The 21,314-nt window shown below is 73.2% G+C and carries 17 protein-coding genes and 1 pseudogene; 9 read left to right on the top strand and 9 right to left on the bottom strand.

Annotated elements, in window-relative coordinates; genetic code table 11:
* Positions 1 to 74: 74 nt before the first annotated feature.
* Together ACMCNN_RS15800 and ACMCNN_RS15795 are read right to left on the bottom strand one after the other, a co-directional pair.
* The gene (locus ACMCNN_RS15800) at positions 75 to 1,544 is read right to left on the bottom strand and encodes a multicopper oxidase family protein (protein ID WP_412746968.1); all 1,470 of its coding nucleotides are present in this window, start codon (positions 1,542 to 1,544) and stop codon (positions 75 to 77) included.
* A gap of 505 nt (positions 1,545 to 2,049) precedes the next feature.
* A complete protein-coding gene (locus ACMCNN_RS15795) occupies positions 2,050 to 2,823 on the bottom strand; it encodes a hypothetical protein (RefSeq protein ID WP_412746967.1) in 774 nt (257 codons plus the stop codon).
* 185 nt (positions 2,824 to 3,008) lie between these two features.
* Between ACMCNN_RS15795 and ACMCNN_RS15790 the strand changes: the two genes are divergently transcribed.
* Positions 3,009 to 3,902, top strand: a complete 894-nt coding sequence (locus tag ACMCNN_RS15790) for a TAXI family TRAP transporter solute-binding subunit (protein ID WP_412747183.1) — start codon at positions 3,009 to 3,011, stop codon at positions 3,900 to 3,902.
* Here ACMCNN_RS15790 and ACMCNN_RS15785 read toward each other — a convergent pair.
* Together ACMCNN_RS15785 and ACMCNN_RS15780 are read right to left on the bottom strand one after the other, a co-directional pair.
* Positions 3,892 to 5,379, bottom strand: a complete 1,488-nt coding sequence (locus tag ACMCNN_RS15785; protein WP_412746966.1) for an ATP-binding protein — start codon at positions 5,377 to 5,379, stop codon at positions 3,892 to 3,894. The two genes, ACMCNN_RS15790 and ACMCNN_RS15785, sit on opposite strands and share 11 nt — an antisense overlap.
* Before the next feature lie 12 nt (positions 5,380 to 5,391).
* The gene (locus ACMCNN_RS15780; protein ID WP_412746965.1) at positions 5,392 to 6,051 is read right to left on the bottom strand and encodes a response regulator transcription factor; all 660 of its coding nucleotides are present in this window, start codon (positions 6,049 to 6,051) and stop codon (positions 5,392 to 5,394) included.
* Positions 6,052 to 6,345: 294 nt separating this feature from the next.
* On the opposite strand from ACMCNN_RS15780, the gene ACMCNN_RS15775 reads away from it, so the two are divergent.
* Positions 6,346 to 7,983, top strand: coding sequence for a phospholipase D-like domain-containing protein (locus tag ACMCNN_RS15775; protein WP_412746964.1), 1,638 nt, complete (start codon positions 6,346 to 6,348; stop codon positions 7,981 to 7,983).
* Positions 7,984 to 8,033: 50 nt separating this feature from the next.
* On the opposite strand, the gene katG is transcribed toward ACMCNN_RS15775, so the two are convergent.
* Both katG and ACMCNN_RS15765 read right to left on the bottom strand, forming a co-directional pair.
* The gene (gene katG / locus ACMCNN_RS15770; RefSeq protein ID WP_412746963.1) at positions 8,034 to 10,244 is read right to left on the bottom strand and encodes a catalase/peroxidase HPI; all 2,211 of its coding nucleotides are present in this window, start codon (positions 10,242 to 10,244) and stop codon (positions 8,034 to 8,036) included.
* 29 nt (positions 10,245 to 10,273) lie between these two features.
* Positions 10,274 to 10,675, bottom strand: a complete 402-nt coding sequence (locus ACMCNN_RS15765) for a Fur family transcriptional regulator (protein WP_412747182.1) — start codon at positions 10,673 to 10,675, stop codon at positions 10,274 to 10,276.
* 179 nt (positions 10,676 to 10,854) lie between these two features.
* On the opposite strand from ACMCNN_RS15765, the gene ACMCNN_RS15760 reads away from it, so the two are divergent.
* The 3 genes from ACMCNN_RS15760 (at position 10,855) to ACMCNN_RS15750 (ending at position 12,538) form a co-directional block, all read left to right on the top strand.
* Positions 10,855 to 11,376: a hotdog fold domain-containing protein gene (locus ACMCNN_RS15760; RefSeq protein WP_412746962.1), complete on the top strand. Its 522-nt coding sequence runs from the start codon at positions 10,855 to 10,857 to the stop codon at positions 11,374 to 11,376.
* Positions 11,348 to 12,139, top strand: a complete 792-nt coding sequence (locus ACMCNN_RS15755; protein ID WP_412746961.1) for a helix-turn-helix domain-containing protein — start codon at positions 11,348 to 11,350, stop codon at positions 12,137 to 12,139. The genes ACMCNN_RS15760 and ACMCNN_RS15755 overlap by 29 nt, the downstream gene beginning before the upstream one ends.
* A gap of 123 nt (positions 12,140 to 12,262) precedes the next feature.
* Positions 12,263 to 12,538 carry a hypothetical protein gene (locus ACMCNN_RS15750; RefSeq protein ID WP_412746960.1) on the top strand — a complete coding sequence of 92 codons (276 nt, stop codon included), beginning with the start codon at positions 12,263 to 12,265 and terminating at the stop codon, positions 12,536 to 12,538.
* A gap of 25 nt (positions 12,539 to 12,563) precedes the next feature.
* Here ACMCNN_RS15750 and ACMCNN_RS15745 read toward each other — a convergent pair whose 3' ends face one another.
* On the bottom strand, positions 12,564 to 13,241 hold the full coding sequence (locus ACMCNN_RS15745; RefSeq protein WP_412746959.1) for a TetR/AcrR family transcriptional regulator C-terminal domain-containing protein: 678 nt from the start codon (positions 13,239 to 13,241) through the stop codon (positions 12,564 to 12,566).
* 148 nt (positions 13,242 to 13,389) lie between these two features.
* On the opposite strand from ACMCNN_RS15745, the gene ACMCNN_RS15740 reads away from it, so the two are divergent.
* Positions 13,390 to 14,367: an NAD(P)-dependent alcohol dehydrogenase gene (locus tag ACMCNN_RS15740; protein ID WP_412747181.1), complete on the top strand. Its 978-nt coding sequence runs from the start codon at positions 13,390 to 13,392 to the stop codon at positions 14,365 to 14,367.
* A gap of 64 nt (positions 14,368 to 14,431) precedes the next feature.
* On the opposite strand, the gene ACMCNN_RS15735 is transcribed toward ACMCNN_RS15740, so the two are convergent.
* Complete coding sequence (locus ACMCNN_RS15735) at positions 14,432 to 14,947, bottom strand: flavodoxin family protein (RefSeq protein WP_412746958.1); 516 nt, start codon at positions 14,945 to 14,947, stop codon at positions 14,432 to 14,434.
* Between the two features lie 345 nt (positions 14,948 to 15,292).
* Here ACMCNN_RS15735 and ACMCNN_RS15730 point away from each other — a divergent pair, with 345 nt between their 5' ends.
* The 3 genes and pseudogenes from ACMCNN_RS15730 to ACMCNN_RS15720 all read left to right on the top strand — a co-directional run.
* Entirely contained in the window at positions 15,293 to 17,056 is a 1,764-nt protein-coding gene (locus ACMCNN_RS15730; protein ID WP_412746957.1) for a phosphatidylglycerol lysyltransferase domain-containing protein, read from the top strand.
* A complete protein-coding gene (locus tag ACMCNN_RS15725) occupies positions 17,047 to 17,766 on the top strand; it encodes a hypothetical protein (protein ID WP_412746956.1) in 720 nt (239 codons plus the stop codon). Before ACMCNN_RS15730 ends, ACMCNN_RS15725 begins: the two co-directional genes overlap by 10 nt.
* Positions 17,763 to 18,605: pseudogene (locus ACMCNN_RS15720) on the top strand (alpha/beta hydrolase); the annotation flags it as partial. The gene ACMCNN_RS15725 and the pseudogene ACMCNN_RS15720, both read left to right, overlap by 4 nt.
* 508 nt (positions 18,606 to 19,113) lie before the next feature.
* Here the strand turns inward: ACMCNN_RS15720 and ACMCNN_RS15715 are convergent.
* Entirely contained in the window at positions 19,114 to 21,261 is a 2,148-nt protein-coding gene (locus tag ACMCNN_RS15715) for an ATP-binding protein (RefSeq protein ID WP_412746955.1), read from the bottom strand.
* Positions 21,262 to 21,314: the final 53 nt, after the last annotated feature.

Below are 21,314 nucleotides of genomic sequence, written 5' to 3'. Positions count from 1 at the left end.
CGTCCTTAGGTAGTTCCGGTCGCCTGTGAGCGAAGCGCACCGGCGACCGGAAAACTCCTAGTAGTGCCGCTTCCTCAGGGGACGATCTCCATCTGCGCCATCATCCCGAAGATCGACGCGTGTTCCATCATGTGGCAGTGGTACACGTACCGGCCGACGAAGTCCGCGAAGGTGGCCTCGACGCGGACCGAGGTGCTGCCCGGGATGAAGACGGTGTCCTTGTAGCCGGTCTCGCCGGGCGGCGGCGGCGCGCCGTCGCGGTCGAGCACCCGGAACTGCACGAGGTGCATGTGGAAGACGTGGTCGACAGGGCCGAACACGGTGGTCGCGTTCTTGATCGTCCAGATCTCCGTGGTGCCGCGTGTGACGACCGCGTCGACCCGGTCCGGGTCGAAGACCTTGCCGTCGATGACGAACGACCGCTGCTCCGGCCCCAGATCCAGCACGATCTCCCGTTCCCGTACGGCCGGGGCCAGCGGCGGCATGGCCCGCAGCACCGGCGGCACCCTGCTCGTGTCGTGCGCCCGCCGGGTCACGTCGAAGCGCAGGATCGGGCCCAGATCCTTCGAGTCGAGCACGAGTTGCGTACCGACCGCCCGGCCCCGGAAGTCGACGACCACGTCGGCGCGTTCGGCGGGGGACAGCACCAGTTCGGACAGCGGCACCGGGCGCGGCAGCAGCCCGCCGTCGCTACCGATCTGGGTCATCGGTGCGCCGAGCGTCAGGTGGATCCTGCGGTGGTTGGACGCGTTGAGGATGCGCAACCGGTACCGGCGGGCGGCGACCGGGAAGAACGGCCGTACCTTGCCGTTGGCCAGCGGGACCAGCCGGGTGACGTCCGGGTCGTTGCCGAGTTCGAAGGCGATCTGACCGTCCGCGTCGAACGCGACGTCGCGGATCATGATGGGTACGTCGTACTCATCGGACGGTAGGCCCATCCGCTTCTCGGCGTCGCTCTCGATCAGGTAGAAGCCGTGCATCCCCCGATACACATGCTCGGCCTCCATGTGGTGGGTGTGGTCGTGGTACCACAGCGTCGTGGCCGCCTGCCGGTTCGGGTAGTCGTAGACGCGGGAGGCGCCGGGCGCGATCGGGTCCATCGGGTACCCGTCGCTGTCCGGTGCCACGTGGCCGCCGTGCAGGTGCACATTGGCCGGTTCGGCCAGCCGGTTAGTGAACTTGATTTTCGCGCGGCGTCCGGCCTTGACCCGGATCGTCGGCGCGATGAACGAGCCGCCGTAGGTCAGCGCCGCCGTCTTGCGGCCCGGCAGGATGTCCACATCGGCGGGACGCAGGTCGTGCTCGTAATAGTCGTGGTCGCCGTGCACGCGGGTCGGCCGCAGCACGCGCGGCACGGGCATCCGTACGGTGAAGGACTCGACGTCGGGATCCACGACCGGGCCGGCGCTCGCCGCCTGCTGGTGGAGGTGCTCGGGCGGCGGCGCGGCCGGTGTCTCGTCCGCGGCGGCGGCCTGCCGCGCGGTGGCGGCCACCGCACCGGTGGCCGCCAGCGTGCCGAGCGCAAGAACGTGTCTTCTCTGCATGTATCGACTCCGTGATCGAGGCGTGAAAGGGCGCGCGCCGCCGGGCGCCCGGCCGTGGTGGCGTGCCCGTGAGCGGGTCAGCCACGCGAACGGTCGGGCGCGGGAAGGTATCGACGCGCGTGAAGGTTCGAGCGCGCAAGGGATCGAGCGCGCAAGGGTTCGAGCGCACAAGGTTCGAGCGCTCAAGGGATCGAGCGCGTGAAGGGTCGGGAGCGTATGGGGTCGGGAGCGTGAAGGGTCGGGAGCGGGAAGGATCGGCGCGCAGGGATCGCGCGCGCGAAGGGTTCGGGAGCGTGCAGGATCCGCGCGCGCGGGATCGGGCGCGCGGAGGCATGGTGCGCACGGAAACGGGTGCGCAGGGGGTCGGCCCGCGAGGGTTCCGCCCCGCGGAGGGCCGCCCACACGAGGGCCGGCCACGCGCACGGTCGGTGGCGTGGCGGCCAGCGGTGGGAAAGGGTCAGCGGCCCGGGGGCCGGCGGTGGAGAGGCAGCAGTGGTGGGAAGGCTCAGCGGTGGGGTGGCAGGACCATGTCCCGGGCCCGGGCGGGGTGCCGGTCGACGATCTGGGTGGACGAGTGGCGCACCGGCGCGGGCCGGTTGATCAGTGACTGAAGCGCGTGGCTCTGCCCGTATTCGGCGGGTGTCGCGGGCGCCCCGGCCGCAGCGACGGTGGGCAGCAGCAGCGTAATACCTGCGGGCACGGTCACCTGGAGGCAGCCCGGCCGGGTGGTCATCTGCGCCGTCACCCCCATCAGGCGGGCGGCCCGGACCAGGATGCCGGCCATCTCCGGATCGCCCAGGCGTACGCCCAGCAGACCCGCCCGGCGCCGGCGTCCGGCGGCCAGCAGGGCGGCCCGCCACGCGGCCCGGGCCAGGGTGGCCCGGCGGGCGTTGGCCCGTGCCGAGGATCCGAGGGTCTCGTTGCGCAGCAGCGCCAGACGTCCCTGGCGCCAGGCGGCCGCCATCAGCACGTTCGCCGCGCTGCGCTGCATCTCTGTCGTCACCACCCGGTGTACGTGGAAGCGCCGCCGGCCGCCGCCGCTGTGCTGCTCGACGTCGACGGTGCAGCCCAGGCCGCGCAGCAGCGTCGCCAGCCGTACGGCCGCGTCGGGCTGGTCGAACTCCGCCAGCGCCGCGTCGGCCGTGGGCGCCGGGACGAGCGCGTCGCGCCATTCCGGGCGGCGCCGCCCGGGCAGCCGGGAGGTGTCCGCACACTGGATGAGACACGCCGCCTCGAAGGCGTGGGGTGCCGCGCCGGCGAGTATCCGATCGTGATCCATCGACAGTTCCCTTCCCGTGACTGCGGATACCGTGGCCGATCAGACCGTTCGGCCGGTACACCGCGGGCCCGCATTTGAGGGAAACTTGCGCGGACGGGGATGTCCTGCAGGTAGGGATACGGGTGACGTTCCAGACGAGACCGCTGCGGACCTGGGCCGTAGCGCGCCGCACGGTGCTGACCGGCATGGCCACCATGGCGCTTACGGCGTGCGTGGGAAAGACTCCGGAGAGTCGCCGGGTCCGCATCGCCACGGGCAGCCCGACGGCCACCTACTACGCCATCGGCTCCGCCCTGGCCCGCCTCATCGGGCGCGAGCTGCCGGAGACCGACGCCACCGTCATGGTCACCGCCGCCTCGGCCGAGAACGTTCAGCTGATCTCCCACGGGCAGGCGGACATCGGGTTCACCCAGGCCGACGTGCTGGTCTCCGGGGGAGGATCCACGCCGGGGATCATGGCCCTGGCCCGCGTCTACGACGACCTGCTGCACCTGGTGGTCCGCGCGGACAGCCCGATCCGGACGCTGGAGGACCTGAAGGGCAGGACGGTGTCCGTGGGCGCCCACGGGTCGGGCACGGCCGTCACGGTCGGTCGGCTGCTGGCCGTCGCGGGAATGTCCGTCACCGGGGGGATCGACCGGCGGGAGCTGAACCTCGACGACTCCCTGGGCGCCCTCGCGACGTACGAGATCGACGCGTTCTTCTTCTCCGGCGGGCTGCCCGTGGCGGGCATCAGGCAGCTGAGCACGCGGGCCAAGGCCCGGATCATCGACCTGTCCAAGTGGGCCGGCGAGCTGCGCCGCACCTACAGCGAGGTGTACGTGGTGCGCAACGTTCCGGTCTCGGCGTACCAGACCCCGCCCGCGGCGACCATCGCCAACCCCAACCTGCTGGTGGTGTCGGCGTCGATGCCCGACGACCTCGCCTTCGACCTGACCCGGCTGCTGATGGAACGGCGCGACGAACTGGCGGCGGCGCACCCGGCCGCGGAGCGCCTCGATCCGCGCTCGGCGATCGCGACCCTGCCGGTGCCGCTGCATCCGGGCGCCGCGCGCTACTACCAGTCGGTCAAGCCTTGACGGCCCCGTCGGCGTCGCCGATCCGGGCGTGCTGGGCTGCGGGCGCCACCGGCGGTTGCTGGTCCGTCGGCTCGTGATACGGCGCGGCCGGTCCGGGCTCCGGGGCGAGCGCCGCCGGGAACCAGATCCGCGCCGCCAGGCCGCGCGGCCACGCCGGGGCCAGCGTGAACCGTCCGCCGGACGCCTCGACCAGCACCGTGACGATGGACAGGCCGAGGCCCGCGCCGTCGACGTTCTGCTTGTCGGGGGCACGCCAGAACCGCTCGGTCGCCAGCCGGCACTGCTCCTCTGTCATGCCGGGGCCGTTGTCGCGGACCGTCACCTCGACGCCGCCGTCGCGGGATGTCACCGCGACCTCGACCCGGCCGCCGGCCGGCGTGAACTTCAGCGCGTTGTCGATCAGCGCATCCAGGCACTGGTCGAGGGCGGTGGCCACCAGCCGGGCGTACCGCGGCTCGTCCGGGACCACGGTGACCAGCTCGATCCCGCGCCGCTGGGTCAGCGGGTGCCACGCCAGCCAGCGGTTGAGGGTCAGCGCCACCGCGTCGACCACCTCGACGCGCTGGCGGCCGCGTTCGGCGCGGGCCAGGGCCAGCAGCCCGTCCAGCACGTCCGCGAGCCGGTCGGTCTCGGCCAGGGTGATCTCGTGGTCGGCCCGCGCCGGCTCGTCGGCCATGTGGTCGCCCAGGTCCTCCAGGCGCAGCCGCAGCACCGTGAGCGGGTTGCGCAACTGGTGGCTGGCGTGGGCGACGAACGAGCGCTGCCGTTCCAGCGCGTCCGCGACCGCGTCGGCCATCTCGTTGAAGCTGGCCGAGAGCCGGCGCAGCTCGGGCGGGCCCACCCCCGGCGGCACCCGTGCCTCGTTGTCGCCCGCCGCGATGTCGTGGGCGGCCGCGTCGAGCCGGGTCACCGGCCGCAGCACCCAGCCGGCCAGCCGGTGCGCGGCGATGAAACAGGCGACCACCGCCAGCAGCCCGACGAGCCACAGCTCCAGCCAGGTGGAGAGGATGGCGCGCCGGTTGTGCCCGGTCGGCGAGGCGGTCAGCACGATGCCGAGGACCGCCCCGCCGTCGCTGACCGGCACTGCGACGACCATCTCCCGGTCGCGCCACGGCCACAGCGTCGCGGGGGTGCCGACCTGACGGCCGGCCAGCGCGCCCCGCATCGCGGTCTCCGCGCCCTCCGTGTCGGCCAGCGGTTCGCCGAACACGCTCAGCACCTGCTGGTCCTGGTCGGCCAGCAGCGTGCCGACGTCGTACAGGTCGTGGTAGCGGCGCAGCTCGTCGGTGACCGATTCCAGCTCACCGCTGCGCATCGCGGGCGCCGCCAGGGACGCGAAGCGGGTCGCGTCGGCGAGCCGGTCGGCCACGACGCGGTCGGTCTCCGAGTTCGTCAGCGAGACCGCCAGCGGCACTTCGAGGGCGATCAACACCATCGAGAGCAGCAGCAAGTACGTGATCACCAGTCGCCTGCGCACGCCGCCCCCCGCCTACCCGGTGCACAGACGGTAGCCGACCCCCCGGACGGTCTGCACCAGGTCGGGACGGCGCAGCTTGGCCCGCAGCGAGGCCACGTGCACTTCGAGGGTGTGCCGCCCGGACCAGGTGGTCTGCCAGACGTCCAGCATGATCCGCTCGCGGGTGAGCGCGACGCCGGGACGGCGGGCCAGCGACGCCAGGATGTCGAACTCCTTGCGGGTCAGGGTGACCGGTTCGGCGTCGACCTGCACCGTACGGGCGGCGTGGTCGATGCGCAGCGGCCCCACCTCGACGATCTCGCTGGGCGGCGGCCCCTGCCGGTCGGTACGCCGCAGCAGCGCCACGATCCGCGCCTGCAGTTCCGCCATGGAGAACGGCTTCACGACGTAGTCGTCCGCGCCGACCAGCAGCCCGCTGACCCTGTCGCGTTCCTCGGCGCGGGCAGTCACCGCGATGATGCCCAGGTGTGCGTTGCGCGCGCGCAACGCCCGGCACACGTCGATGCCGTCACCGTCGGGGAGGTTCAGGTCGAGCAGCACCAGGTCGGCGGGGGCCGCCGCCAGCGCCGCGGTGGCCGTCGCGGCGTGCTCGACCTCGTAGCCCCGGCGCTGCAGCATCGAGGCCATCACCCCGGCCACCCGCAGGTCGTCCTCCACCAGCAGTATCCGCATCGATGTTCGCCCGTCGCCGCTCGTCCACGTCGTCGTCCAAAAGCCCGAATCTAATCACTCGGTGTTTCGGCCGGGGACCCGCGGGCGGGTCCCGATGCGCACCCTAACGGCCGATTCTTGGTGACCCGCGCCACCGCGACCGCCGGTCCCGAGTGCGTCCCGGCAGGTCGGCGTACATCGATCCCTGTGTCGTTGTGTGGGGCGCTACACCCCGCCTGGTCGATCGATCACCGTTTCTGTCCCGGCGGTACGGTCTGGCGCCTCGAATCACGATTCAGCAAGGGAGTCCTTTCCGTGATCCATCGCTCGCGCCGCCGCCGGCGGCCCGCGGTCATCGGCGCGTCCGTCCTCATCGCCCTGGCCGGTGCGCTGGCCGTGCCCGCGACGTCACTGTCCGCCTGGGCCGGCGACCAGCCGTCCGCCGTACCGGCGCCCCACCTGGACGCCGTGGAACACGCCCTGACGCAGACGGCCCCGGGGCTCGCCGGATCGGTGTGGCAGCGCACCTCCGGCAACCGCCTGGTCGACCCGGGCACGGGCGCGGCAGGGGACGGCTGGGTGCTGCAGACGCCCGGCTGCTGGGGCGACGCCGGCTGCGCCGACCGGCAGGGCACCCGGCGGCTGCTGGCCGCGATGACCGACACCATCGCCAGGGCCACCAGTACGGTCGACATCAGCTCGCTGGCGCCACTGCCGGACGGCGCCTTCCAGGACGCCATCGTGGCCGGCCTCAAGAGCGCCGCCGCCGGGCACAAGCTCAAGGTCCGGGTCCTCGTCGGCGCGGTACCCGGATACAGCCTCAACGTCGTCCCATCGACGTACCGCAACGAGCTGAACTCCCGGCTCGGCGCTTCCGCCGCGAACGTCTCCCTCAACGTCGCGTCCGTGACCACCTCGAAGACCGGGTTGTCCTGGAACCACTCGAAGATCCTCGTGGTCGACGGTGCCACCGCCATCGTCGGCGGGATCAACGACTGGAAGGGCGACTACCTCGATACCACCCACCCGGTGACCGACCTCGACATGGCGGTGGCCGGGCCCGCGGCCCAGTCCGCCGGCCGCTACCTCGACACGCTGTGGGCGTGGACCTGCGCTCGTACCTGGAACACGGCGTACGTGTGGTTCGCTGCCTCGTCCGGCACGTCGTGCCCGGGGTCGATGCAGCACGACGCCCACCCGGACCCGGTGCCCGGCACCGGCAGCGTGCCGGTGCTGGCGGTCGGCGGCCTGGGCATCGGCATCACCTCCGGCACCGGCCCGGGTCCGCTGCCCGCGCCGCCCGCCGACACCAGGTGCGGCGCGGCGTCGCTGCGCGACTACACCAACACCGACTCCGGGTACGACGCCGTCAACCCGGAGGAGACGGCCCTGCGTACGCTGATCGGCAGCGCGACCAGCCGGATCGACATCTCCCAGCAGGACCTCAACGGGGTCTGCCCGCCCCTGCCGCGCTACGACGTGCGGCTCTACGACGCGCTCGCGGCGAAGCTGGCGGCCGGGGTGAAGGTGCGCATCGTGGTCAGCGACCCGAAGAACCACGGCCTCGCGGGCAGCGGCGGGTACTCGCAGATCCAGTCGCTGGCCGAGGTCAGCGACACGCTGCGCAACCGGCTGGCGCTGCTCACCGGCGACCAGCAGTCCGCGCGCACCACCATGTGCCGGGGGCTGCAACTGGCCCCGTTCCGCAGCAGCAGCGCGGACGTCTGGGCCGACGGTCAGCCGTATGCGCTGCACCACAAGGTGGTCTCGGTGGACGGGGCGGCGTTCTACATCGGCTCGAAGAACCTGTACCCGGCGTGGCTGCAGGACTTCGGCTACATCGTGGAGGACCGGACCGGCGCGGCGCAGCTGGCCGACAGCGTGCTGGAGCCGGAGTGGCGGTACTCGGCGGCGGACGCGACCGTGGACTACGCCCGGCAGATCTGCCCCTGACCCGATGGGCACCGTGCGAGCCGGAAGGCTCGCACGGTGCCTCGAGCGGATCAGGCCGCGGGACGGTCCAGGTTCATGACCTTCACCCAGGCGGCGACGAAGTCCCGGACGAACTTCTCCTTCGCGTCGTCGCTGGCGTACACCTCGGCCAGCGCGCGCAGTACAGAGTTCGAACCGAAGACCAGGTCCGCGCGGGTGGCGGTCCACTTCACCGCGCCGGTACGCACATCGCGGCCCTCGAAGGTCTCCGCGTCACCCTCGGCGGTCGCCGACCAGGTCGTGCCGCCGTCGAGCAGGTTGACGAAGAAGTCGGTGCTCAACGTCCCCGGCCGGTCGGTGAACACGCCGTGGCGGGACTGCCCGGTGTTCGCGTTCAGCGCCCGCAGGCCACCCACCAGCACGGTCAGCTCGGGAGCGGTCAGGGTCAGCAGCTGCGCCCGGTCGACCAGCAACTGCTCCGTGGCCCGCCGGTGCCCCTTGCCGAGGTAGTTGCGGAACCCGTCGTGCGTGGGTTCCAGCACGGCGAACGACTCCTCGTCGGTCTGCTCCTGCGTGGCGTCCGTACGGCCCGGGGTGAACGGGACCGTGACGTCGGACCCGGCGTCGCGGGCGGCCTTCTCGATCGCCGCGCCGCCGCCCAGCACGATCAGGTCCGCCAGCGAGACCTGCACCGCGCCCGCACCGGCGTTGAACTCCTGCCGGATCCCCTCCAGGGTGCGCAGCACCCGGGTGAGCTGGGCCGGGTCGTTGACCTCCCACGCGTTCTGCGGGGCGAGGCGGATGCGCGCACCGTTGGCGCCGCCGCGCTTGTCGGTGCCCCGGAACGTCGAGGCCGAGGCCCAGGCGGTGGCGACCAGTTCGGAGACCGACAGGCCCGAGGCGAGGATGCTCTCCTTGAGCGCGGCGACCTGCGCCGGCCCGACCAGCTCGTGGGTGACGGGGGGCACCGGGTCCTGCCAGATCTGCGGCTCGGCCGGGACCGCGCTGCCGACGTAGCGCCAGATCGGACCCATGTCGCGGTGGGTGAGCTTGAACCAGGCCTTGGCGAACGCGACCGCGAACTCCTGCGGGTTCTCGGAGAAGCGGCGCGAGATCTGCTCGTAGACCGGGTCCACGCGCAGCGCGAGGTCGGTGGTGAGCATCATCGGCGCGTGCTTCTTCGCCGGGTCGTGGGCGTCGGGCACCAGGTCGGCGGCGGCCGGGTCGGTCGGCTTCCACTGCTTGGCGCCGGCCGGGCTCGTCGTCTGCTCCCACTCGAAGCTGAACAGCGTCTCGAAGTACGAGTTGTCCCAGGTCACCGGGGTGGGGGTCCAGGCACCCTCGAGGCCGCTGGTGATGGTGTCGCCGCCCTTGCCGGTGCCGTGGCTGTTCTTCCAACCCAGGCCCATCTCCTCCAGCGGAGCGGCCTCGGGCTCGGGGCCGACGTTCGTGTCCGGCACGGCAGCGCCGTGCGTCTTGCCGAACGTGTGCCCGCCCGCGATCAGCGCCACGGTCTCCTCGTCGTTCATCGCCATCCGGCGGAACGTCTCCCGGATGTCGCGGGCCGCGGCGAGGGCGTCGGGGTTGCCGTTGGGCCCCTCCGGGTTCACGTAGATCAGGCCCATCTGCACGGCACCGTACGGCTTGGCCAGCTCACGGTCGCCGCTGTAGCGCTCGTCGCCGAGCCAGGTCTCCTCGGTGCCCCAGTTGATCTCCTCGGGCTCCCAGACGTCCTGGCGGCCGCCGCCGAAGCCGAAGGTCTGGAAACCCATCGACTCCAGGGCCACGTTGCCAGCGAGGACCATCAGGTCGGCCCAGGAGACCTTCCGGCCGTACTTCTGCTTGACCGGCCACAGCAGGCGGCGCGCCTTGTCCAGGTTCGCGTTGTCCGGCCAGCTGTTCAGCGGGGCGAAACGCTGGTCGCCCGAGCCCGCGCCGCCGCGTCCGTCGCTGATCCGGTACGTGCCCGCGCTGTGCCAGGCCATCCGGATGAACAGCGGCCCGTAGTGGCCGTAGTCCGCGGGCCACCAGTCCTGCGAGGTCGTCATCACGGTCTCGATGTCCGCCTTCAGGGCATCGAGGTCGACGGTCCTGAACGCCTCGGCGTAGTCGAAGTCCGCGCCCATCGGGTCGCCGGCGGCGGGGTTCTGGTGCAGGACGCTCACATCCAGCTGGTTCGGCCACCAGTCGTGGTTCGACCTGGCCGTCGGCGGGCGGACGGGCGCCTCGCCCGAGATGAGGCCCTTGTTGTCACTCACGTTGCTCTCCTTGGGACTCGACATGCCGGTCGCCGTCGTGGACCGGCCCTGGATCAGGCAGCTGAGGTGGAGCAGGCGGGGCAGACGCCCCAGTAGACGACCTCGGCCTCGTCGATGGCGAAGCCGTGGTCGTCGGACGCGGTCAGGCAGGGTGTCTCACCGACGGCGCAGTCGACGTCGGCGATGTCGCCGCACGAACGGCAGACGACGTGGTGATGGTTGTCGCCGACCCGCGACTCGTAGCGGGGCACGGAGCCGGCCGGCTCGATGCGCCGCACCAGGCGCGCGGCGGTCAGCGCCCGCAGGACGTCGTAGACCGCCTGGGTGGAGACCTCGCCGAGCTCCCCGCGGACGGCCCGGATGATCGTCTCCGTGTCGGCGTGGGGGTGCACGTGCACCGCGGTCAGCACCGCGAGGCGGGGGCGGGTGACGCGCAGGGAGGCCCCCCGGAGCATGGCGTCAGCGTCGAACGTCGTGCGCACCGTCCGAGCGTGCACCCTTTTCTGGAATCAGTCAAGAAAACCGTGGCGCGTTTCGTCCGGAGATGTCTTGTGTGGCGACGGTCACCCACCGTTCTGGAGCAACTGCTCTAGTATTGGCCGCACCTGCCTGCGACGAACGAGAGGACGGGCGGATGAGCGCGACGCAGCCCCCTGTGCTGGCCCTGTACCGACGCCTGGCCGGTCGGCCCCTCGGGCGCCGGATCTTCTCGCTGGCGGTCTCGTGGAAGGCCCCGTACTTCCGGACGATCCGGCCGTACTTCGCCGAGCTTGCGCCCGGCCGTGGGGTGGTCACGGCGCGCAATCGGTGGGGGGTGCACAACCACATCGGTACGTTCCACGCCATCGCCTGCTGCAACCTGGCCGAGGCCGCCGCGGGCACCACCATCGAGGTCAGCGTCCCGGCCAGTCACCGGTGGATCCCCAAGGGCATGACCGTGGCGTACCTGGCCAAGGCCGAGACCGACCTGCGTGCCGTCGCGGTCGTCGAGGACCTCACCGGCCTGGCCGCCGACGAGTCGCGCGAGGTCGTGGTGCCGGTCGACGTGGTCGACACCCGTGGCACCACGGTCGTGCATGCCGACATCACCATGTGGGTCTCCCCGCGCCGGAGGGAGGCCGTGGCCGATGCCCCGGCCCCGGGTTCACGCGCCTGACGCCGTCCTCGACGCCGCCGAGGAACTGATCGTCGAACGCGGCCGGGCCAGCCTGACCATCCGCGCCCTGGCGGAACGGGCCGGCGCTGCCAACGGCAGCATCTACCACGCCTTCGGCTCTCTGGAGACCGTCGTCGGCGCCGCCTGGCTGCGCCGGGGCAGGGAATTCCTGGCCATGCAGCGGGCCGCCGTCGATGAGGCGCTGGGCGCGGGCCCACACCGGCCGCTCCGGGAGGCCGGGCCGCTCCGGGAGGCCGGGCCGCTCCGGGAGTCCGGGCCGCTCCGGGAGTCCGGGCCGCTCCGGGAGGCCGGGCCGCTTCAGGAGGCCGCGTCGCTTCAGGAGTCCGGGCCGGTAGGGGAGGTCGCCGCGCGGGCCACGCCGGGCGGCGGGCGGCGGGCCGTGCTCGCTGCGGCCGACGCGCCGGCCCGGTTCGCCGACCGGATGCCGCACGCGGCGCGGCTGCTGGTCACCCTGCGCCGCGACGACGTGCTCACCGACGCAGTCGCCCCGGCGGTCGCCGACCAGCTGCGGGCCCTCGACGCCGCCCTGGTCGACACGCTGCGCCTGCTGGCCCTCGCGGTGTGGGGCCGGGGTGACGGCGCCGCGGTGGACGCGGTCACCACCTGCGTGGTCCGCCTGCCGGGGGCGCTGCTGTTCCCGGAGATCCGTGCCGGAGCCGTCCGGCCGCACACCCGCGCCCAGCTCGCAGCCGCCGTCGGCGCCGTGCTCGACTGCGGCCCGCCACCGCGTCCCGAGCGCTGATCCGCCGCATCGGCGGCGGCGGGCCGTCATCCGTCAGGGGTTGGGGATTCGCCCGGTGCGGATGAGGCGGTGTGGGCCGCGGAGCGGCACGGTGGACGGGTCCGATGATCGTGGAGGGGACCCATGACGAGCATGAGGGCGGAGTCACGCCACGTGCCCACCGGCACCGTTCTGCTGACCGGCGCCACGCTGACTGTGATCGGCGGAGTGATCGGCCTCGCCGGTGCGGCGATCACGGCGGTCGCCGCCGTGGTGGCCGTGCGCCGGCGGGTGGAGCAGATGGAGACGCCACCGACCGAGCTGGCGCGGCGCCACTGGCGGCGGGCCAGGACCGCCGTCCACGCGGGCACCGACGCGTGGCGCGACGGACACCTGTCCGAGCCGATCCGGATGGGCTGACTCCCGCAGGATCCGCCCATCCGGGTCACGGCCCGGCGTGCGCGGCCCGTTCGAGTCCATCGAGGATGAGGTCGAGGCCGTACGTGAACTCCTCGCCGTAGTCGTAGCCCGGACGCATGACGTGCCCGACGGTGAACTCGGCCAGGTGGGGATACGTGTCGGCGGGGAACTGCGCGAGCATGGCCTGCGCCAGCTCCGCGGTCTCCTCCGGCGTGTCGAACGGCAGGCCGCGCTCCTGTAGCGCGAAGCCGTAGATGTAGCTGTCCAGCACCGAGTACGCGTGCCCGGCCAGCGCGATGGAGAAGCCACCGGCGCGCAGGCAGCCCAGCACGGCGTCGTGGTGGCGCATCGTGGCCGGTCCCGGAGTGGTGCGCGACTCCATCAGCCCGATCGCCCAGCGATGACGGGACAGTGCCGCGCGCACTGAGATCGCCCGCCGCCGCATCGCGCCCCGCCAGTCGCCGTCCGCGCCCGGCGGCTCGATCTCGCCGAACACCACGTCGATCATGCCGTCGAGCAGGTCGTCCTTGCCGCTCACGTGGGTGTACAGCGACATCGCCTCGACGCCGACGGCCTCGCCCAGTTTGCGCATGGTGAGCGCGGCCAGCCCGCCCTGATCGGCGAGGGCCACCGCGGCGCGCAGCACCGCGTCGCGGCTCAGCGGCGTCCGGGTGGCGCGGGGGCGGGTGGTCCGTTCGGCCATGGGGGCGGTCCTTTCGTCGGCCTTGACACCTTACAAGGTAAGGTTCATCCTTACGGTGTAAGGACGACGTTGAGCGAGGAGCACGATGCGCACCACGAAGCAGCACGACCCGGCCGATGCGGGCAGCGCCCCCGGCGCCGCGGCGACCATGCGGGCCGCCGTCCAGGACCGGTACAGTGCCGACCCCGAAGGCCTGCTGCGGCTCGCGGAGATCCCCCGGCCGCAGATCGGACCGGGGGAGGTGCTGGTGCGCGTCCACGCCGCCAGCGTCGACCGGGGCACCTGGCACCTGATGGCCGGACTGCCGTACCCGGTGCGGGCCGCCGGGTTCGGCCTGCGCCGCCCCAAGCTCGCCAATCCGGGCCGGACCCTGGCTGGCACCGTCGTGGCCGTCGGCGCACGGGTCACCGGCCTCAATCCGGGTGACGAGGTGTTCGGCATCGGCACCGCCACCTTCGCCGAGTACGCGCGCGCCCGCGCCGACAAACTCGCCGCCAGGCCGCCGAGCCTCTCCGCCGAGCAGGCCGCCACCCTGGGCATCTCCGGGCTCACCGCCCTGCAGTCCGTCCGGAAGTACGGTCGGGTCACCGCCGGGCAGAAGGTGCTCGTGCTGGGTGCCTCCGGCGGCGTCGGCGCCTTCGCGCTGCAGCTCGCCAGGGCCGCGGGCGCCGAGGTCACCGGCGTCTGCACCACCACCAAGATGGACCTGGTCCGCGGCCTCGGCGCCGACCACGCCGTCGACTACACCCGCGACGACGCCCTCGACGGCCGGACCCGCTACGACGTCGTCATCGACACCGGCGGCAACCGCCGCCTGGCGGACCTGCGCCGCGCCCTCACCCCCGCCGGGCGGCTGGTCATCGTCGGCGGGGAGACCGGCGGGCGCTGGCTCGGCGGACTCGACCGCCAGCTCCGGGCGCCGCTGCTGTCCCCGTTCGTCGGCCAGTGGCTCGGCTCCGTCGTCACCTCGGAGAACGCCGACGACCTGCGGACGCTGGCGGAACTCTGCGAATCCGGAGCCCTGCGCACCGCTGTGGACCGTACCTACCCGCTCGCCGAGACCGCCGCCGCCATCCGGCACCTGCTCGACGGGAAGGTCCGCGGCAAGGTCGTGATCACCGTCTAGCCGCCACCCGCACCTCGGGTGATGTCACGGTTGCGGACCGTGACCCGGATCGGCGGCGGTTCGCTCAGGCCCCGGCCAGCTCCCGGCCCCACTGGCGGGCCCTGGTCACCTCGTCCGGTTCCAGCGCGCCCTGCTTGGTGACCAGGAAGCTCTCCGGCTGCGCCACCACCCGCAGCCCGTGCCTGCGCAGCCGCCGTCCGATCCCCTTGGCCGCCCGCCCGGTCACCACCGGCGGCAGATTGACGCGGGTGTCGAACGCGGCCGCCCTGGCGCGCAGCGACGGCAGCGCGTCGAACCACTCCCGCAGGCCCGGTCCCTCGGCGTCCGGGTCGAGGGTCAGCTCACTGCCCGGCTCGCGGGCCTGCTCCACCGCGGCCTTCCGGGTACTGGCCCGGCTCATCCCGTGCACGTGGGTCGGGCCGCCCACCACGAGCAGGTCCGCGTCCTCCAGCAGCCCGGCGTCGGCCCGGTCCACTCCGACGACATCGACCTGGTAGGCCTCGCTCAGACCGGCCCCGATCGCGTCGGCCACCACGTGCGTGTTGCCGTACATCGACTCGTACACCACCACCGCGTGCATGGGTTCCCCCTCACCTCGGTCTCACCCCGAGCCTCCCGCCGCGCCGCTTTCGCGGACCAGGGTCGAACGTCATGCCACGGGGCCCCGAAAGGTCATTGGCCGGAACCGATACGTTCGGGGGTGCGTCCTACATCGCGGCGGCCCCCGGTTCGTCCACGCGACGGTACGACTGCGGTGCGTGTCCGATCCTCGGCCGAAAGTCGCAGTTGCTTGCCTGAGGTCCCTACGCTCGGCCGACGTCACGGCAGGGCGGAACTGACCAAGATGTTCAGGGCCATGGATGGGCAAGGAGCGATGTCAGTGAGTGAACGGGGTGGAACCGTGACGGTGGACCAGGAGGCGGCGGTGCCTGCGCGATCCGAGGCGGCGGTGCCCGCGCAATCCGAGGCGGCGGCGCGCCCCCGGAAGACGACGAGCCGCAGCCCGTGGCGGCCGCCGCCGTCGCGTGCCGTGGTGGCCCGCAGCGTGCAGGTCGTCGGCGTGTTCGACGCACTCACCGCGATCCTGCCGTCCTGGCACCAGCGGATGGCCGCGCTGGTCGACCTCATGCCGACCGCCGGGATGGTGACCGCGCGCGCCGCCGTCAGCGTGGTCGGGCTGCTCCTGGTGTATCTGGGCAGCGGGCTGCGGCGCGGCAAGCGCCGGGCCTGGCAGCTCGCCACCGGCCTGTGCGCGCTCAGCGTGGTGCTGCACGTCGCCAAGGGAACCCCGGCTCCCGCGCTGCCCGCCCTGGTCATCTTCGGCGTCCTCATCGTCGAACGCGACAGGTTCTACGCCCGCGGCGACGTGCGCCACCGCTGGCGCGCCCTCGGGGTGTGCGCCGGCTTCCTCGGCGCGGGACTGGTGCTCGGCTTCGTCGAGATCGCGTTGCGCGCCCGTCAGCTGACCGTCCCCTCCGGACCCGGGATGTGGCTGGAGCACGCCGCCCTCGGAATGATCGGCATCACCGGCCCGCTGCGGTTCCAGCACGATGTGACCAACACCATGGTGGATGTCACCACGGGCGCGTTCGGGCTGCTGGCCTTCGGCGCCGCCGCCGTGGTCCTGCTGCGTCCGGGCACCCGGTGCGCCGGGTGGGAGAGCGGCGATGAGGACGAGGTCCGCGCCCTGCTCGACCGGTACGGCGACGGCGACTCCCTGGGCTACTTCGCGCTGCGCCGCGACAAGCTGTTCATCTGGGCGCCCTCGCGCCGTGCGGTGGTGGCGTACCGGGTGGTCAACGGGGTCAGCCTCGCCTCCGGTGACCCGCTGGGCGTGCCGTCGGCGTGGCCCGAGGCGATCGCGGCGTGGCTGGCCGACTGCGACGCCAACGGCTGGACCCCGGCCGTGCTGGCCTGCGGTACCGCGGGCGGCAGCGCGTACCGCAAGTTCGGGCTGGACGCGCTGGAACTCGGAGACGAGGCCATCCTCGACGTCACGGCGTTCAGCCTCGAGGGGCGGCCCATGCGTACGGTCCGGCAGGCGGTGGGCCGGGCGCGGCGGGCGGGCTACGACTGCCAGGTGGTCCGCCAGCGGGACCTGGACGCGTCGGTACTGGCCGAGGTCCGGCGCTGCGCCGTGGCCTTCCGTGCCGGTGGCACCGAACGCGGCTTCTCCATGGCGCTGTCCCGGCTGGGCGACCCGGCCGACGACGACTGCCTGCTGGTGGTGTGCCGCGACGCCGACGGGCGGCTGCGCGGGCTGCTGCAGTTCGTCCCCTGGGGACGGTCCGGGCTGTCGCTGGACCTCATGCGCGGCGACCGCACCGCCGAGAACGGGCTCACCGAACTGATGATCGTCAGCGCCGTGGAGGCCGCCGCCGGTCTCGGCATCAAGCAGATCTCGCTGAACTTCGCGGTGCTGCGCTCCATCATCGCCCGCGCCGAGCAGCTCGGCGCCGGTCCCGTCGTACGCCTGTGGGCGCGCCTGCTGCGGGCGATGTCCGGGGTGTGGCAGATCGAGTCGCTGTACCGGGCCAACGCGAAGTACCAGCCGAACTGGCAGCCGCGGTTCCTGTGCTTCCCGTCCGCACGGGACCTGCCCCGCATCGCGGTCGCCGCCCTCAGCGCCGAGGCGTTCCTGCCCTCGGCCGGCACCCGGCGCGCCACGGAGCCCGACACGTGCGGCTGACCGGAATTCCGCTGCTCGTCCTCACCGGGGCGGCCACACTGATCGCCGCCGCCGTCACGGTGTACGCCTGGCCGCGCGGCGGGCGCCCGCGGCGGGTGCTCACCCGTACCGTCGGTGTCGTCCTCGTGGAGGCCCTGCTGGTCGCCACGGTCTTCCTGGCCGTGAACCGCGACCAGTCGTTCTACCCCAGCTGGGACGCGCTGGCCGGCGGCAGCGGGGCGGGGGACGCCACCCCGGCGGCTCCCCACCAGGCCGAACGGCCGCCGCCGGTGACCGGGCGGTTCGGGCCCGCGGCCCGCACCTGGCATCTGGCCGAGCCGCCCACGGTCGTCACCCCGGCCGACTACGCGGCGCGGCCCGACACCACCTACCCGGTCATCGTCGTGCTCACCACCCATCCGGGCGAGGCGCGCGCGGCGGCGCAGCGTACCCCCGGGGTGGTGACCGTGGTGATGGCACCGACCGCGGCCACCTCGCCCACCGCGCTGGCCGGTTTCCCCGCCGAGCTGCGCCGGGCGGCCCGGGCCGCCGATCAGGGCTGGGCGCTGGTCACCGACCCGCAGCACCAGGCACTCGCGGGCGAGATCCGCGGGGCCGACCACCACTTCGGACCGACGATCGGCGTCGTCGGTGCCAAGGGCTGGGCCGCCGCCCTCACCGCCGCGGCCGAGCAGTTGCCCGCGCCCCTGACGCTGCCGCTGCAGCCATGAGGATCGACGATCCGGCCCTCGTCGCGTTGGGCGTCGGGGTGGTGCTGGCGGCCACCGCGGGCCTGGCGTACCTGTGGGACCGGCGGCGCATCATCGTGCGGACCGTCATGGTCAGCGTGATCGTGCTGGCCATGGCCGCCACCTGCGCGGTGCAGCTCAACCAGCTCACCACGACGTATCCCACGTGGAGCGCCCTGTTCGGCACCGCCTCGCAGAGCGCGGATCTGCCCCCTCCGGCCGCGGCGCGGCCCGGCGGCGGCCGCGTGCTCACCCTCACCGTGCCGGGGAAGGCCAGCGGGCTGACCATGCCGATGGCGGTCTACCTGCCCGCCGTGTACGACACACCGGCGGGGGCGCGGCGGCGCTTCCCGGTCATCGAGGCGTTCCATGGGTACCCCGGCTCGCCCGGCACCTGGATCGACAAGCTGGACGTGCTGTCCCGGCTGGATCAGGAGATGGCCTCCGGGCGGATGGCGCCGACGGTGGTGCTGTTCCCGTACATGACGCCGCGGCACTTCCTGGACACCGAGTGCACGAACCTGACGGGCGGCGCGCAGTCCGAAACGTTCCTCACCACGGACGTGCCCGCGTACGCGGCGGCCCACCTGCGGATCCGTACGGACCGTGCGGCGTGGGGGGCGATCGGGTTCTCGGCCGGTGGATTCTGCGCGATGAACCTGTCCCTGCGCCATCCCGACCGGTACGCGGCCGCGGCGTCGATGTCCGGCGCCTCGGGCCCGGGCATCAAGGTGGGCGACGGCAGCGAGAGCACCACCAACAACGTCTCGTGGCGCCTGCGGCACCTGCCCCAGCCCTCCGTGGCCTGGTACGTGGTGTGGTCCGCGGACGACCGGGCGTCGCGCGACGGTTCGCGCGACGTCGTGCGGCTGGTGCGGCCGCCGCTGACCGTGACACCGGTCGAGCTGCGCCACGGCGGGCACAATCACGCTTTCTGGCGCCGTACAGAGGGGCCGGCCTTCGACTGGCTGTCGGCGCGGCTGGCCCGCGACATCCCGGACACGGGCCCGCGCCGCTGCCCACCGGCCACCTCACCCATTCCGCCGCTGAACCCGCCCGGCAAGGCGAACCCGCCCGGCAAGGCGAACCCGCCCAAGGATCAGACCGGCAAGCCGGCTACCTCGGAAGGTTCGCCCGGCAAGCCGGGCACGCCGGGACACCTGGTGGGCAACAAGCCGGGACGTACGCCGGGCAGGCTGGACCCGCCGGGACGCCCGCCCGGAAAGGTGGACCCGCCGGGAGGCGGCGTGCCCGCCGCACCGGACCCGACGGCGCCGTGTCCACCGGATCCGCCCGCGCCGACCCATCCGTGGCCGGGTGGGTCCACACTCAAGCGGCGACCAGGGGAGCCCGGCGCTCGCCCGCCGGAGTCCACCGGCCCGGCAGACCCAGCGGCACCGCGCTCTGCCCAGCCGCCTTCCGGGCCGCCGCCGGAGGGTCCGCCGCCGGCAGGGTGAAGGTGAACCGGGAACCCCCACCGGGGTTGTCGTCGGCGTGGATGGTGCCGCCGTGGCGGGTGACGATGCGATGGCAGATGGCCAGCCCGAGGCCGGTACCGGTGAAGCCGCCGCCGGAGTGGGCGCGGTGGAAGTTGTCGAAGATGGCCTCGTGCTCCCCGGCCGGGATGCCGATGCCGTTGTCGGCGATGGTGACCTGCACGGCCCCGCCCAGGCGCATGCTGGTGACCCGCACGTGCGGCGTGACGTCCGGCGCCGTGTACTTGATGGCGTTGCCGATCAGGTTCTCCAGCAGCTGCCGGACCGCGCCGGCGTCGGCCTGCACCGGGTCGAGCCGGCCCAGCGCGACCTGCGGCACCGGCCGCCCGGCGGCGGCCGCGGCGTCGGCGCGGCCCGCGGCGATGTCGCCGACCAGCCCGGTCAGGTCGACCCGGGTGGGGGTGAGGTCGGCGTCGCGGGCCGCGGTGTAGGCCAGCAGGTCGTTGATGAGTCCACGCATGCGGGTGGCGGCGCGCGACACCCGGGTGAGGCCGTCGCGGGCCTGCGCGATCGCGGGCTGCTCGGCGTCCAGGAAGTCACCGGCCGCCTCGGCCCAGCCCTCGACGGTGGTCAGCGGGCTCTGCAGATCGTGCGCGACGATGCCCGCGAAGCTCGCCAGCTGATCGCGGCGGCGGTGTTCGGCGGTCACGTCGTGGTAGAGCACGACCGCGCTGCGGGGGCCGTACCCGTCCGGCAGGGCGGTCGCCGCGACCCGGAACACCCGCGAGTCACGGCCGCCGGGCTCGCGGACCAGCAGGTCCACGGGGTCGATCCGGCCCTCGGCCAGGGCACGGACGTTCGGCAGGTCCGCGTCGGCGATCGGGGTGCCGTCGAGGTGGTGCAGCCGGGCCCGGACCTCGGCGGCCGTGAGCGGGCCGGTGGACCTCTCCAGCAGGCGAACGGCGGCGGGGTTGTTCAGCAGCACCTGGCCGTTGGCGTCGACGACGGCCAGCCCGTCGGCCATCGAGTCGATGATCGCGCTGGTCAGCGCGGCCTGCCGGGCCTGCTCCTGCTGCTGGGCGCACAGCTTGGCCAGCAGCGCGGACCGCTCGTCGCGGCCCAGCGCGAGCGCCAGCCCGACCGCAGCGACCAGGACGACGTACAGCTGCGCGAACATGGCGCGCAGGTGAGGGTCGGCGATGGCGGCCATCGGGCCTTCGCCGTGCAGCGTGAACAGCACCGTCGCGGCGCCGAAGGTCAGGTTGTGCAGCACCACGAAGCTCGTGCGCAGCCGCACGGCCGCCCACACCGTCACCGCGATCAGCGGGAAGGCCAGGGGCAGACCGTGGTCGTAGACGAACCCGAGCAGATAGGCGACGACCGAGCACAGCGCCACCGCCAGGTACTCGCCGAGGCGCCACACCGGGACGGCATGCAACGCGCGAACGGCGTCGCGCAACCGGTCGGCCGGCGAGCCGTGCCGGGCACGGAAGCCGCGGAGCGTGGGACCGAACCACAGCCCGACCGTCCCGATGACGAACATGCCGGCGGCCTGGCGGACCAGCCAGTCCGCCGCCAACAGCCACGACAGGCCCCCGCCGAGCAGCCACAGGCCGGTGAGGGCGATTGCCGCGCCGGCGGCCGATGCGACGGCCGTCATGCCGATCACGCAGGCCAGCTCGCGGGGCGTGCTCAGGCGGTCGTCACCGCCGGCACCCCACAGGGTGGGGCGGCGGCGGGCCAGCAGCCACCCGAACGCCACCGTCTGAGCGAGGTTGGCCACGACGAGTAGGCCCGCGAGGGGCAGGCCGGTACCGGTGGCCGCGTTCCCCACCAGGCCGATCGCGGACAGGGCGAGCACGTCCGCCCAGCGGGCTGCGGAGCGGCGCTGTGCGCAGAACCACACCACCGCGACTCCGGCGGCGGGCCACACCAGCGCGAGGCGGCTCTCGCCCACCATGGTCATCCGCCCGGCGATCGTCGCGGCCGCGTACAGGGCGGCGAAGACCGCCGTGCGGGCGAGCGAGACACGCAAGCTCATCGGACTGCTCCTCAGCCCGGAGATTTGGCCCGGCGCCCGGGGCGATGGCCCCT

Origin of the sequence: Krasilnikovia sp. MM14-A1004 (genome assembly GCF_047159485.1) — a bacterium.
Taxonomy (GTDB): Bacteria; Actinomycetota; Actinomycetes; order Mycobacteriales; family Micromonosporaceae; genus Actinoplanes.
Note: the sequence above shows the minus strand (reverse complement) of the source record. Positions and strands in the feature narration are given on the sequence as shown.